This is a genomic window from Brevundimonas sp. AJA228-03 (genome assembly GCF_017795885.1).
Classification (GTDB): domain Bacteria; phylum Pseudomonadota; class Alphaproteobacteria; order Caulobacterales; family Caulobacteraceae; genus Brevundimonas.
This window is the reverse complement of the sequence record NZ_CP059297.1, coordinates 396,870-410,173: the sequence shown is the minus strand read 5'-3', so window position 1 is coordinate 410,173 and position 13,304 is coordinate 396,870. Positions and strand designations below refer to the sequence as shown.

Genomic DNA, 13,304 nt, shown 5'->3' with positions numbered 1-13,304 from the left:
AAACATTACATTCCTGTAAGGTGCGCTCTGAGGTCCTCATCCTCCATGCCTTCGACCTCGATCATTTTCAGGCGCGACTGCCCGCCGCGCATCAGGGACAGGGTCGAGCGTGGCACGCCGAGCGATTTCGCCAGCAGCAGGATCAGGGCCGCGTTGGCCTGTCCCTCCACCGGCCGGGTGCGCACGCGGACCTTCAGGACGGGCCGCCCGTCGACGTCCACGTCCCAGCCGTCGATGCGGTCGGCCGAGGCCCCGGGCATCAGTTTGACGGCGAGGCGTGCCATGGCGACGCAAGCTTCCTGGCATCCTCGATCAACTGATCGAGCAACCGGCCATCGTCAGTTCCGTGACGCTCAATCACAAGTCCATCGCGTGCAACGCCTCTGACCCGCCATGCCCCATTGGACACTTCCGTAACCGTAAACGACCAACCTTCAGGTGGTGCAGCGGCTATGGTACGTTGATGCGATGACATCCGGGCAGTCTGGCACATCGGGTATTGGATTTCTTCTCCCGTCCGACAGAAGTGGCTGAATCGCAAGCGCCCTGGTCATGCCTGTGGACGCCTCGTGCTTGTCATCCCGGCCGAAGCGAAGCGGAGAGCCGGGACGTGATGACTGAAAAGCCGGTCACTCCCGGAAATCGCGAAGCGGTTATCCGGGAGACGGGTGGCCGTCGCGCTTGCCCTGACCTGTCGCCCGGTTAGCGGCTGACGCCGCTTCCGGGAGGATCAGATGGGTGCGTCAGGCGTCCCGGATCGCCGCGCTGCGGCGTCCGGGATGACCAGGGGCCAGTGCCTACCCCAGGGCGGCCATCAGCTCCGGGACGATGGTCTTGTAGTCGCCGACGATGCCATAGTCCGCGACCTGAAAAATAGGCGCGTCGGCGTCCTTGTTGATGGCGACGATGACCTTGGAATCCTTCATGCCCGCCAGGTGCTGGATGGCCCCCGAGATGCCGACGGCGATGTAGAGGCCGGGAGCGACCACCTTGCCGGTCTGGCCGACCTGATAGTCGTTCGGCGCGTAACCGGCGTCGACCGCTGCGCGCGAGGCCCCGACGGCGGCGCCCAGCCGGTCGGCCAGGGGCTCGATCACGGCGTGGAACTCCTCGGCCGAGCCCAGGGCGCGACCGCCCGAGACGACGATTTTCGCCGCGCCCAGCTCGGGACGGTCGGACTTGACCAGTTCCTCGCCGACGAAGCCGGCCTTGCCCGCATCGGTGCCGGTGACGGTCTCGACGGAGGCCGACCCGCCTTCGTCTGCGGGCGTGAAGGCGGTCGGACGCACGGTGATGACCTTCTTGCCGTCCGAGGACTGCACGGTCTCCAGAGCATTGCCGGCGTAGATCGGACGGATGAAGGTGTCACCCGAGACGACCTCGACGATGTCCGAGATCGGGGCCACGTCCAGCCTGGCGGCGATGCGCGGCATGAAGTTCTTGCCGTCCATGGTCGCCGGCGACAGCACGGCGTCATAGCCGACCATCAGCGGCACGACGGTGGCGGTGACGGCTTCGGCCAGGGTGTGGCCCAGCTCGCCGCTCTCGGCCAGCAGCACCTTGCGCACGCCCGCGATCCTGGCGGCCGCATCGGCGACACCCTTCGACCCCTGGCCGACGACCAGGACGTCGACGTCGGGGCTCAGCGCCAGGGCGGCGGTGACGGTCTTGTGGGTCGTGTCGCGAACATGGGTGGCGTCGTGATCGGCGATGACGAGAACGGCCATTTACAGGGCTCCCACGGTCTTGAGCTTGGACACGAGTTCGGCGGCGTCGGCGACCTTGATCCCGGCCGAGCGGACCGGCGGGGCGGTGACCTTCAGGACGGTCAGACGGCTGGCCGTATCGACGCCGTAGTCGGCGACCGCCTTCATGGCGATCTCCTTCTTCTTGGCCTTCATGATGTTGGGCAGGGACGCATAGCGCGGGGTGTTGAGGCGCAGGTCCACGGTGATGACAGCCGGCAGGGCTGCCGACAGGGTCTGGTTGCCGCCATCGACCTCGCGCGTGACCGTGGCCCGGCCATCGGCGATCTCGATCTTCGCGGCGAAGGTGGCCTGGGGCCAGTCCAGCAGGGCCGCCAGCATCTGGCCGACCGCATTGTTGTCACCGTCGATCGACTGCTTGCCCATCAGGACCAGGTCCGGCTTTTCCTCGGCGACCACAGCTGCCAGCAGCTTGGCGACGGCCAGCGGCTCCAGATCGGCGTCGGACTGGATCAGGATGCCGCGATCGGCCCCCATGGCCAGCGCCGTGCGGATGGTTTCCTGGGCCTGTTGGACGCCGATGGACACGACGACGATCTCGTCGACGGTTCCGGCGGCGTGATGCTCCTTGCCCTCCTTCAGGCGAACGGCCTCCTCGACGGCGATTTCGTCGAACGGATTCATGCTCATCTTGACGTTGGCCAGATCGACGCCGGTCTGGTCCGCCTTGACGCGGGCCTTGACGTTATAGTCGATCACCCGTTTGACGGGGACGAGAACCTTCATGTTTGCCTGTCCATAGGATCGCCGGAATGTTGCGGCAGGGAATGGAACGGGCGAACCGGCCTGTCAATGTAACGCGGCGTGATCGGGCGTCGCACCGGGACAAGATTTGAGATGAACCGCTTCCTGACCGCGCGCCGCATCGGCGGACTGTTCTTCGGCCTGTTCGCCCTGTTGATGGTGGGTCTGTTCATCGTGCAGCGGTTCTATGTCGAGCCCGAGGACGCCTGCGTAAAGAGCGGGCGCTGGTGGTATGCAGAAGGGCGCACGTGCGTCCAGCCGATCTATCTGCCCGACATCACGGGGCGGGCCGAAGGCGTCAGCCGCGCCGAGGCCTCGGCCCAGCAGAACCGCGAACTGGTGGCGATCGAAGATCGTCTGAAGCGGGAGCGGGAGGCCCGGGCCGCCGCGATCCTGCGCGACCGAAAGGCCTATGAGGCCAAGCTTCCCGAGGTCTGATCAGACGGCCGCGTCGAACAGGGCGTCGCGCACGACATCGGCGCGGGTCATCGGGAACAGGTGGCCCGTGTCGGGGACCGTCTCGACGGCGACATGGGACAGACCGCGGGGGTGAGGCGGCATCTGTGTGATCGAGCCCGTGTCGGCCCTCAGGATGCGGACGGGCTTGCGATAGGTCCTCATCGCCCGCCACGGGTCATGGCTCTGGGACACGAAGTTGGACGCCTCCCAGGCCGGGTCGCAGCTGAGGGCGAACCCGTCGTCCGTCCGCGTCAGGCCATCGGCGAGGTAGTCGATCAGCACGGCGTCGGACCAGCCCCTGAACGCGCCCCGTCCGCGATAGGCGGCCAGCGCCTGTTCGCGGCTGTCAAAGACCGCCCGGCGTCGGCGGGCCGCCTTGACCAGCGGAATGCGGTCGCTGAAGCGGCGGAGCAGAGGCGTGCGAAACAGGACGTTCGTCAGCCCGCCCCAGATGACCGGATCGAACAGCACCAGCTGCGACACGCGGTCGGGCCGTTCTGCCGCCGCCAGCAGGCTGGACGTGCCCCCCAGGGAATGACCGGCCATGACCACGGGCGGACCCGGAAAGGCCTCCAGCAAGGAGATCAGGTCGTCGCGGTGGTCGTGCCAGTCGCGACGGCCATCCATTCCTGTCGGCAGGCGGGTGCCGCCATGCCCGCGCAGATCCGGGGCGAGGATGCGGAGCGATGAGGCCAGGGGTGCCAGGATGGAGCGATAGGTGACGGCGTTGAAGCCGTTGGCATGGCTGAAGATCAGATCGACCGGCCGCTTCGGGTCGCCGAAGTCCAGCACCGCCATGGTTCCACCGCCCCACCGGTTGTCGATGGGAACGCTGAGGCGACGGGGCGGGAAGAGCCGTGCGGCGTCCATGGCCCGAACTTAGGGGTCGCGGCGGGTGGACGCCAGCGGGAAGGGCCTATGCGGCGACGCGGCACGCCGGGCAGCGGCCATGGCCCTCGATCGTCGTCCGTTCCAGCAGATATCCCGAGGCCGTCGCTGCCTGCTGCAGGGCCTCGTCTTCGGGGGGGATGACCTCTTCGGTGGCACCGCAGCAGTCGCAGATCAGGAAGGCGGCGGCGTGGGCGCGATCGCCCACCGAACAGGCGACATAGGCGCTGATCGAGGCGATCCGGTGGGCCATGCCCTGTTTTTCCAGGAATTCGAGCGCGCGATAGACGGTCGGCGGCTTGGCGGCCGTGCCGTCGGTGCCGAACCGGGCGATCAGGTCATAGGCCTTCACCGGCTCGCCCGCGTCGAGCAGCAGCTCCAGCACCCGCCGGCGCGGCGCGGTCATCCGCTCGCCCCCCGCAACGCAGCGGCGTTCGGCGAGATCCAGGGCTCGGCCGACCTCGACGGCCGACAGGCCACCCGGTGCATGGTCGTGATCGCAGGAGGAACCCATGACCCACAGCTAGGACGGGTCCACCCCGACCGCAACCGTCATGGCTTGACCAACTGTGATGTTATCTCATAACACTCAAGCAGCCTCCCCGCGTCTGGAGTTCCCGTCATGCGTATCGTCCGCCCGCCCCTTGGCATCCTCCTGTCCGCCGCGAGCGCCTGGACGGCGCTGAGCGGCGTCGCCGCTGCCCAGTCCCGGCCCCAGGTGGACCAGGTGGACGATGTCATCGTCACGGCCGCGCCTTATGGCGTCAGCCAGCGCGCCTCGGTGATCGCCACCGATGTCGTCGACGAACAGGCGCTGGCGGTGGCGCCGGCCCAGTCGCTGGGCGATCTCTTGTCCAGTCAGCCGGGCCTGCGTTCCACCAGCTTCGCGCCGGGGGCCAGCCGCCCGGTGATCCGGGGTCTGTCGGGACCGCGTGTGCAGGTTCTGACGAACGGCATCGGCCTGATCGATGCCAGCTCCGTCTCGCCCGATCATGCGGTCGCCACCGACCCGGCCGAGGCCAGCCGGATCGAGGTCGTCCGCGGCCCCTCCACTCTGATCTATGGCGGGTCGGCCATCGGCGGCGTGGTCAATATCATCGACGACCGGGTGCCGACCGAACAGCCTGAGGGCGGCGTCGACGGCGTGATCTCGACCCAGGCCTCCAGCGTCGACGACGGGCGCTCGATCTTCGGGCGTGTGACGGTCGGCGCCGGACCGTTCGTGTTCAATGTCGACGGCGTGGATCGGCGGACCGACGACTATGCCATCCCTTCGCCCTCCCTCTCGGCGCGCAAGGCGACGGCGGACGGCGTGGCGCGCGACGACAACGACACCCAGCCCAACAGCGCGACGGAACTTCAGACCTGGGGCGGGGGCGCCGCCTATGTCGGCGAAAAGGGCTTCATCGGCGCCGCCTACAAGGAGACCGACAGCGAATACGGCACCGTGGCCGAACCCGACGTCTTCATCCGGCTGAACCAGACGCGCGAGGATGTGCGCGGCGAATACCGCTTCGACGCCGGGCCCTTCTCGGCCCTGCGCGCCAACTATGGCCATGCCCGATACACCCACACCGAGTTCGAGGGACCGGGCCAGCCGGGCACGATCTTCAACTCCGACGGTCAGGAAGGCCGCATCGACCTGGTCCAGCGGGAGCGGCCGATCGGCGAAAAAGGGGCCTGGAACGGGGGGATCGGGGTTCAGGCCTTGACCCGTGATTTTTCCGCCATCGGGGCCGAGGCCTATGTGCCCTCGACCCGTATCGAGGAGCAGGGCGTCTATGCGATCCAGCGCCATGACCGGGGCGCGACCGGATTCGAAGGCGGCCTGCGCTTCGACCGTCGCACCCTGACGGCCACGCCGCTGGGCACCACGCGCGAGGTCGAACGCGAATACGACAACGTCTCGGCCTCCATCGCCGCCTTCGCCCGGCCGGTCCCCGGCCTGTTCATGGCCCTGAGCCTGGCTCGCAACGAACGCGCGCCCAGCGAGGTGGAGCTGTTCGCCGACGGCCTGCACATCGCCACCGCCGCCTATGAAACGGGCGATCCGACCCTGGACACCGAGACGGTCACGACGCTTGAGGCCACGGTCCACTATGCGACGGGCGCGTTCGAGGGGGACCTGCACGTCTATGGCTCGCGCTACGACGGCTTCATCGACGAACGGCCCACGGGCGCGGTCTTCACCGATGGCGGAGAGGCGTTTCCGGTCTTCCGGTTCGTGCAGACCGATGCCGACTTTTACGGCTTCGAGGCCGAAGGCTCCTACGCCGTCTGGTCCAGCGGGGACCGCACGGTCTCGCTGGAGGGCCAGGCCGACTATGTGCATGCAGACACCGACCTGGGGCCGGCCGCGCGCATTCCGCCCTATTCGGTCACCGGCCGGATCACCTATGCCTCGACGCCGTTCGATGTCGGCCTGGAGGTGCGCCATGTCGGCCAACAGGACGAGCTCGCCGCGTTCGAACCGGGCACCGACGGCTACACCCTGGTCAATCTGACGGGCGCCTGGCGACCGCTCGCGCATCGCAACGTCACGGTCTTCGCCGAGGCGCGCAACCTGACCGATGCGGAGGCCCGCGAGCATGTTTCCTTCCTGAAGGACATCGCGCCCATGCCGGGTCGTAACCTGCGTCTCGGCCTCGCCTACCGGTTCTGAACCGTGATCGCCGGGGGAAAAACAGCGTTGCAAAATGCCCTTCCGGATGAATCCGGCGTCGGTCCTGTGCACGCGTTTGCCCGAACCGGCGTGTTCGGCTAGAAGCGCGCCTTCCTGCAATTCCAGAGCCCGCGTCCATGACCGACACCACCACGCCCGCACCGAACGGCATGCCCCAGCTGGACGGCAACGTCCTGTTCTATTCGCAGCCGCAGCCGCTGTCGGCCGAGTTGCACGGTACCCTGGGCGTCAATGCCCTGGACAAGCCCTATGCCTTCGTCGGCGCGTCTCACGTCGTGCCGATGACCGTGACGGAGTTCGCGCCCGGCGCCCTGTCCTATCCGATCGTCTTCCTGGGCGAGACCAAACAGCCGTGCGCCGTGATGGGCCTGCGCCAGGGCGAGAACCTGTACGTCAGCCCGGCCGGTGATTTCCGTCCCGAGGCCTATATTCCTGCCTATGTTCGCCGCTATCCGTTCGTGTTCGCCAACGATGCCGGGCAAGGCCGTCTGATCCTGTGCATCGATCGCGCGGCACCGTTCATCGCCGAAGGCGGAAGCGTGCCGCTGTTCGAGAACGGCCAGCCGACCGAATACGTCACCCAGGCCATGGAGTTCTGCAACAATTTCGAGCAGGAGCGTCAGCGCACCGACAGCTTCGTCGCCCTGCTGACCGAACTCGACCTGTTCGATGTGCGCGAGGCCGTGTTCACGCCGCGTGATGAGAAGGGTAATCCCGGACAACCGCAGAAGCTGGCCGACTATTTCGCCGTATCGGAAGAGAAGCTGAAGGCGCTTTCGCCCGAGAAGCTGGCCGAGCTGCGCGACAACGGTGCCCTGGGCCAGATCTATGCCCACCTGGTGTCGCTGCTGGGCTGGGACCGTCTGATCGCGCTCGCCTTCCAGCGCGCGGCCGAAATGCCGACCGCAGCGAACGCCTGAGCCACGAGCAACGATGTTTCTCCCTCCCCCAAGGGGGAGGGAGAAGGCTGTGCCTACCGCCGCACGAACAGCCCGCGCGTCAGGCACGAGAACACCAGCCGGCCGCCTTCGTCGAGCAGGTCGTGCTGGGCGATGACGATGCCCTTTTCGTCGCCGACGGGATCCTTGCCCATCACCGTCATGCGGCCGCGAAGCAGTTCGCCCGCAGGCGGATTGCGCATGTAGCGCAGGCCGTCCACCGCCAGCAGCTTGGACTGGGCCCAGCCGGCGGACTTGTCCGACTGCAGCCGGCTCCACAGGGCATAGACCAGGGCGTCGGGCGCGCCGTAGGCCAGGTCCCAGCCGGGCGCGAAATGGGTCACGAACACGTCGATGGCCGTCTCATCGACCGCGCAGGCTCCGAGTTGCAGGACCTGCCCGATCTCCAGATCCTCGAAATGGACGTGCAGGGGATCGGCCATCAGGCGGGTTCTTCGGAGACGCGGACCAGCAGCTTGCCGTCGTGGTCGCCCGTGAACAGACGGTTGAGCGAGGTCACGGCCCCCTCCAGGCCGTGGTCGACATGGACCTTCCACTTGACCTTGCCGGACGCCAGCCAGGGACCGAGTTCGGCGACCATTTCTCGCGCGCGCGGCGCATAGTCCATCACCAGGAAGCCCTGAACCGTCATCCGGTGCGTGATCAGACGGCTCAGATCGGGCGACGGCGGACGTTTGGTGGCGTTGTAGGCCGAGACCATGCCGCACACGGCCATCCGGGCCCTGAGGTTCAGCCGGTTCCAGACCGCGATCATGATGTCGCCGCCGACGTTCTCGAAATTCAGGTCGATGCCGTCCGGGCACAGCCGGTCCAGCGCCTCGCCCACGTCCTCGTTCTTGTAGTCGACCGCCCCGTCGAAGCCGAGTTCGTCGACCAGCCAGCGGCATTTGTCGGGTCCGCCCGCGATGCCGATGACGCGCGCACCTCGCTGCCTGGCGACCTGGCCGGCGATCGAGCCGACGGCCCCGGCGGCGGCGGAGATGACCATGGTCTGGCCGGGTTCGGGCCGCAGCACGTCGGTGACGCCGAAATAGGCGGTCATGCCGGTCATGCCCATGACCGACATATGTGCCGTCAGCGGCAGGCCGGGCGCGCGGTGGACTTTCGACACGCCGCTGTCGGCCACCACGCCATAGTCGCCCCAGCCGCCCATGGCGGTCGAGACGATGTCGCCCACGCTGAACCGCTCCGATCGCGACTGCTCGACCACGCCCAGGGTCAGGCCGCGCATGACTTCGCCCAGGCCGACGGGCGGGAGATAGCCGACGGCGTCGTTCATCCAGGTGCGGTTGGTCGGGTCGAGGGACAGATAGATGGTGCGGATCAGGACCTGACCGTCGCCCAGTTCCGGCACCGGGCCGGAGACCAGTTCCAGATCGGCGTCCTGCACCAGCCCTTGCGGCCTCTGGCGCAGTACCCACTGTCGGTTCATCAGGGTCATGGTCGTCTCCCGGCTGGTTTCTTTTGCAGACCCATCATGGCGCAGCACGGCCTTCAGGCCAAAGAAAAAGGCGACCGGTCAGGGTCGCCCTTGAAGTTGGCATCATCGGGAATGAGGCGCGGAGGCAGCAAGGACCGGCATGTGGCCGATCCATGTCAGGGGGCGTCGCCGCCTCCGCAAGGTGATAACCGCGGCGGGCCAGGACGGTTCCGCCTCGTCTCATCCTTTTCGTGCGTCGGCGAATGACGACAGGGTCAGGAACGCCGACGTTTCGACGACGTTGCCTCTGCGATCCCTTCCCCAGGATGCCGGAGCCCTGCATGTCCCACCACGATCCCCATTCCGAAGCCGCCGACGCTGTTCACGAAGGCCGCCCGGTCGAGGCGCAGTATACGAAGCAGGGCAAGGGCGGTCGCCGCATCTCGATCGAGATGGGCATTGCCGTCGCCCTGACGCTCGTCGGTTTCGCGGTGGTCTTCCTGTTCTTCAGCGGGGCGTCCAGGGGCGTCAACACCAGCGCCGAATCGTCCGTTGACTCGCCCACCACGGCCACCGGTCAGCCCACGGCCCCGACGCCTGATTGATCCAGTCGCGCCCAACGAAGTAGCCCTGCCGGTTCGCACCGGCAGGGCTGTTTCAGTCGCTAATGGCGCCTGTCGTCAGGCGGCTTCCCGGGTCCGGCGTGACGGATGGAAGAACAGGGCCTGGCTGATCGCCGCCTTCACCGTTTCCGGCTGGAACGGCTTGGTGATCAGGAAGGTCGGCTCGGGCCGTTCGCCGGTGAGCAGCCGCTCGGGGAAGGCGGTGATGAAGATGACAGGCACATCAAACCGCTTCAGGATGTCCTTGACCGCATCGATGCCCGACGAGCCATCGGCCAGCTGGATGTCGGCCAGGACCAGACCCGGGCGATGACGGGCGACCGCCTCGACCGCCTCGTCATGGGTCGTCGCCGTAGCGGTGACGTTGTGGCCCAGTTCGCGGACCAGGCTCTCGATATCTGCAGAAATGATCGCCTCGTCCTCGATGATGAGGACGTCGGTGGCCAGTTCGGCATCGATCCCGGCCTGGGCGTCGGCAATCAGGCGCTCGACCTCCTGGGCGTCGGACGACAGGATCTGCGCGGCTTCCGATGGCGTGAAGCCTTCCAGAGCGGTCAGAAGGAAGGCCTGCCGCGATTTCGGGGCGATGCGCATCAGGCGGCTGGAGGCGTCGGTGACGTCCAGACCACTCATGTCCTCGAGCTGCGCACCTGTCGAGGACCAGATGGCATGGAAAACATTATACAGGGCCACGCGGGGCGTCATGTCCGGAGACAGCTGGCGCTCGCCCGCCGCCAGGGCTTCCAGGGCGACGCGGACGTAGTTGTCGCCCGTCGCCTGGTCGCCGGTGAGGGCCCGCGCGTAGCGGCGCACATAGGGCAGATGCGGCGCAAGTCTGGCCAGAAGGCTCATTCAGATAGTCCCCGACGAAATCAGTGTTGCCGCCCGTTTTCCGGGCGGACCCTAACGTCAGAACGTCTCGGTGCTGCAACGGTTCCCGTGACACTGGCCAGCTTGACCATTAAATGCCGTCACGCCCGGAACCGGGGTGAACCCGCGACGTTCAACGGGTCGAAGAACGACAGACCGGTGTCGGTCGGCGCGCCTTCACCATCGAGATCAACATTGGCGACCGGGACTCCATGATCGACACACCCGACCAGGGGCGCAAGCCCGGCGCAGGCAAATCCGGCTCCCGAGAAATCCTGCTGGAGGAAGCCCGCCTTCGTCAGCAGGCCATCGGCGTGAAGCTGCGGCATCTGTTCGACGAGGTGGTCAACGAGCCGGTCCCTGACGAGTTTCTGGAGATCCTGCGTCGGGCTGACGAGCGCAAGGCCGGTGGAGACAAGGTGTGACCGTGGGCAACCGGCGCTCGACCGCGCCCAAGCCCCCCTCCGCCGATGACGAAGGCTTCAAGCGCGAGCTGGTCCAGTTGATCCCGCATCTGCGCGCCTTCGCCCGGACCCTGACCGGTGACCCGACGGCTGCGGACGACCTGGCGCAGGACGCGATGATGAAGGCCTGGGACGCCCGGGCCAGCTATCAGATGGGCACCAATATGAAGGCCTGGACCTTCATGATCCTGCGCAACCAATTCTATTCCGAGAAGCGCCGGTCGTGGCGCTCGACCCAGCTGGATCAGGAAGCCGCCGAGCGGACCCTGGTCGCCGTGGACGATCCTGAGGCGCCGGTGGCCCTGGATGAACTGCGTCAGGCGCTGAACACCCTGCCCGAAGAACAGCGCGAGGCGCTGATCCTGGTGGGTGCCGGGGGCTTTGCCTATGAGGAGGCGGCCGAGATCTGCCAGTGCGCGGTCGGTACGGTGAAGAGCCGGGTCAGCCGCGCCCGCAAGGCGCTGCAGGCCACGCTGGACCGTGGCGGTTACGGTCGCGACGGGCGCCCGGCGGGCGATGCGATGCGTTCCATTCTGGCCGACGCGGACCGCCTGAGCCGCGCGCGACAGGCCTGAGCGGGTGGCTGATAACGGCCCTGCGGCGGTTCAGCGTCTCGCGTCTCGCGTGCCCCGTTCGATGAAGCGGTTCCTGACCCGTTCGCCCCGGTTTCAGGGCATCCGCTTCCGGATGGGCATGGCCATGGCCATCGCCCTGTTGCCGATCCTGGTTCTCGGCGCGGTCCAGGCCCAGGCGGAGTTCCGGCGGCAGTCGGTCGATCGACAGGCAGACCTGCAGCAGGCGGCCGTGCGCGCGGCCATGACCGCCAGGGTCAGGCTGGACACCGCGACCGTGCTGCTTGACGCCCTGGCCCCTGAAGGCGCCGGTCCGGCCTGTTCGGAGCGCCTGTCGTCACTGGTCGATCGCGTCGAAGGCTTTCAGGCGCTGTATCGCATCGGCACCTCGGGAACGGCGGTCTGTGGCGGTGGTCTGTCTGGTGCCACAGAGGCGGCCCGGTTTGGCGACGACGCCTGGTTCCGGCGCCTGCAGCGGGGCGAGCCTGTGACCGTGGCCCGGGCCTCACGCGACGTCAGCCCGACACCGGCCCTGATTGTCGGCGTACGCTGGGACCGGCCACGCGGCGTGTTCGCCGGAGCCATGGCGGCCGTTCTTTCTCTGACGGACCTTCAACCGGACACCAATGACCGGTCGCTGCCCGCCGGGGCGCAGGCCGCGCTGACGAACGAAGACGGTCAGGTGCTGGTCGCCACAGATGCCCGGGCCTTCGACCTGCAGCGGGGGGCGTCGCTTCTCGGCTGGCTCGAGCGTGCGCGGCGGGGCGAGTCGGTGGCCTTCGACGGCTGGGACGCGACCGGCGAGCACCGCGACTATGCCGGTGCCGCCCTGGCCGGGCGCGATGTCTATGTCGTGGTGTCGGCCCCGTCGCCCGGACTGTTGTCCTGGGCCCGGCTGAATCCGATCGGCGTGCTCCTGCTGCCGCTGGCAGCATGGCTGACGGCCTTCGCCGCGGTCATGCTGGTGTCCGAGCGGATCGTCATCCGCTGGCTGGGCTATCTGGAGCGGATCGCGTCGCTCTATGCGCGAGGCCGTTATTCTGTGCGTCCGGTTCAGGCCGCCAGCGCCCCCTCGGAAATCCGCGTGCTGGCCTCGACCCTGGACGGTCTGGCAGCGGCGATTTCCAACCGCGACGGCTCGCTGAACGAAAGCCTGGCGGAAAAGGACGCGCTGATGCGCGAAATTCATCACCGGGTGAAGAACAACCTGCAGATCATCTCGTCCCTGCTGTCGATGCAGCAGCGGTCGCTGAAGGACGAACCGGCCAGGGCGGCCCTGGGCGACACGCGCCAGCGGATCTCGGCGCTCGCCCTGATCTACCGCACGCTCTATCAGTCCGACGACATCCGCTACGCCGACGCGCGCGACTTCATCCATGAGCTGGTGGGGCAGCTGGTGGCCGCCGAATCCGGTCGCGGCCCGGTGGTCACCAGTTCGATCGACGCCGACAGCCTTGTGGTCGATCCCGACAAGCTGGCGCCGATGGCCCTGTGGCTGGTCGAGGCGGTCTCCAATGCGCAGAAGCACGCCTTCACTGGACGTGGCGGCGCGCTGCAGGTCCGTTTCCGGGTCCACGGCGACACCAGCGTGCTGGAGGTCCAGGACGACGGACCGGGCCCGCAGGAGGCCATGGCGAAGGCCGGTGTCGGCCGGACCCTGATGGGGGCCTTCGCCAGGCAACTGCGCGGCGAGGTCGAGGTGATCGCGGCACCGGGTGGCGGTACGATCGCGCGCATGATCTTTGCCACGCCCGAGGCCGTTCGGCCCACCGACCCGCAGGATCTGGAGCGCAGCGATGCCGTCATCCGACCGGGAACCCTGACCCGCGCCCGGCGTTGATCTGGCGAACCGGCGA

At 67.6% G+C, this 13,304-nt stretch carries 15 protein-coding genes; 7 read left to right on the top strand and 8 right to left on the bottom strand.

Annotated elements, in window-relative coordinates:
- Nucleotides 1-5: 5 nt before the first annotated feature.
- From HZ989_RS02175 to HZ989_RS02165, 3 genes are all read right to left on the bottom strand, one after another.
- Nucleotides 6-284: a DUF167 family protein gene (locus tag HZ989_RS02175; RefSeq protein WP_209322014.1), complete on the bottom strand. Its 279-nt coding sequence runs from the start codon at nt 282-284 to the stop codon at nt 6-8.
- A gap of 513 nt (nt 285-797) precedes the next feature.
- A complete protein-coding gene (locus tag HZ989_RS02170) occupies nt 798-1,727 on the bottom strand; it encodes an electron transfer flavoprotein subunit alpha/FixB family protein (RefSeq protein WP_209322013.1) in 930 nt (309 codons plus the stop codon).
- Nucleotides 1,728-2,492: an electron transfer flavoprotein subunit beta/FixA family protein gene (locus HZ989_RS02165; RefSeq protein WP_209322012.1), complete on the bottom strand. Its 765-nt coding sequence runs from the start codon at nt 2,490-2,492 to the stop codon at nt 1,728-1,730.
- A 111-nt stretch (nt 2,493-2,603) separates the two neighbouring features.
- Between HZ989_RS02165 and HZ989_RS02160 the strand changes: the two genes are divergently transcribed.
- A complete protein-coding gene (locus HZ989_RS02160) occupies nt 2,604-2,948 on the top strand; it encodes a hypothetical protein (RefSeq protein WP_209322011.1) in 345 nt (114 codons plus the stop codon).
- On the opposite strand, the gene HZ989_RS02155 is transcribed toward HZ989_RS02160, so the two are convergent.
- Both HZ989_RS02155 and HZ989_RS02150 read right to left on the bottom strand, forming a co-directional pair.
- Entirely contained in the window at nt 2,949-3,839 is an 891-nt protein-coding gene (locus HZ989_RS02155) for an alpha/beta hydrolase (RefSeq protein WP_209322010.1), read from the bottom strand.
- A 46-nt stretch (nt 3,840-3,885) separates the two neighbouring features.
- Nucleotides 3,886-4,371, bottom strand: a complete 486-nt coding sequence (locus HZ989_RS02150) for a Fur family transcriptional regulator (protein ID WP_209322009.1) — start codon at nt 4,369-4,371, stop codon at nt 3,886-3,888.
- 108 nt (nt 4,372-4,479) lie between these two features.
- On the opposite strand from HZ989_RS02150, the gene HZ989_RS02145 reads away from it, so the two are divergent.
- Nucleotides 4,480-6,519, top strand: a complete 2,040-nt coding sequence (locus HZ989_RS02145; RefSeq protein ID WP_209322008.1) for a TonB-dependent receptor — start codon at nt 4,480-4,482, stop codon at nt 6,517-6,519.
- A gap of 137 nt (nt 6,520-6,656) precedes the next feature.
- Nucleotides 6,657-7,460: a SapC family protein gene (locus HZ989_RS02140; RefSeq protein ID WP_209322007.1), complete on the top strand. Its 804-nt coding sequence runs from the start codon at nt 6,657-6,659 to the stop codon at nt 7,458-7,460.
- 53 nt (nt 7,461-7,513) lie between these two features.
- Here HZ989_RS02140 and HZ989_RS02135 read toward each other — a convergent pair whose 3' ends face one another.
- Both HZ989_RS02135 and HZ989_RS02130 read right to left on the bottom strand, forming a co-directional pair.
- Nucleotides 7,514-7,921, bottom strand: a complete 408-nt coding sequence (locus HZ989_RS02135; RefSeq protein ID WP_209322006.1) for an acyl dehydratase — start codon at nt 7,919-7,921, stop codon at nt 7,514-7,516.
- Nucleotides 7,921-8,940, bottom strand: a complete 1,020-nt coding sequence (locus HZ989_RS02130) for an NADP-dependent oxidoreductase (protein ID WP_209322005.1) — start codon at nt 8,938-8,940, stop codon at nt 7,921-7,923. Before HZ989_RS02130 ends, HZ989_RS02135 begins: the two co-directional genes overlap by 1 nt.
- A gap of 320 nt (nt 8,941-9,260) precedes the next feature.
- Here HZ989_RS02130 and HZ989_RS02125 point away from each other — a divergent pair, with 320 nt between their 5' ends.
- On the top strand, nt 9,261-9,524 hold the full coding sequence (locus HZ989_RS02125) for a hypothetical protein (protein WP_209322004.1): 264 nt from the start codon (nt 9,261-9,263) through the stop codon (nt 9,522-9,524).
- A gap of 75 nt (nt 9,525-9,599) precedes the next feature.
- Here the strand turns inward: HZ989_RS02125 and HZ989_RS02120 are convergent, their stop codons facing one another.
- Entirely contained in the window at nt 9,600-10,394 is a 795-nt protein-coding gene (locus HZ989_RS02120; protein WP_209322003.1) for a response regulator, read from the bottom strand.
- Nucleotides 10,395-10,624: 230 nt separating this feature from the next.
- Between HZ989_RS02120 and HZ989_RS02115 the strand changes: the two genes are divergently transcribed.
- Genes HZ989_RS02115 through HZ989_RS02105 form a run of 3 tightly spaced genes read left to right on the top strand, consistent with a single transcriptional unit; the run spans nt 10,625 to nt 13,288 of the window.
- Complete coding sequence (locus HZ989_RS02115) at nt 10,625-10,837, top strand: NepR family anti-sigma factor (RefSeq protein ID WP_209322002.1); 213 nt, start codon at nt 10,625-10,627, stop codon at nt 10,835-10,837.
- A gap of 2 nt (nt 10,838-10,839) precedes the next feature.
- Nucleotides 10,840-11,451, top strand: a complete 612-nt coding sequence (locus HZ989_RS02110; RefSeq protein ID WP_209323015.1) for a sigma-70 family RNA polymerase sigma factor — start codon at nt 10,840-10,842, stop codon at nt 11,449-11,451.
- Between the two features lie 49 nt (nt 11,452-11,500).
- The gene (locus HZ989_RS02105) at nt 11,501-13,288 is read left to right on the top strand and encodes a sensor histidine kinase (protein ID WP_371812966.1); all 1,788 of its coding nucleotides are present in this window, start codon (nt 11,501-11,503) and stop codon (nt 13,286-13,288) included.
- Nucleotides 13,289-13,304 lie beyond the last annotated feature (16 nt).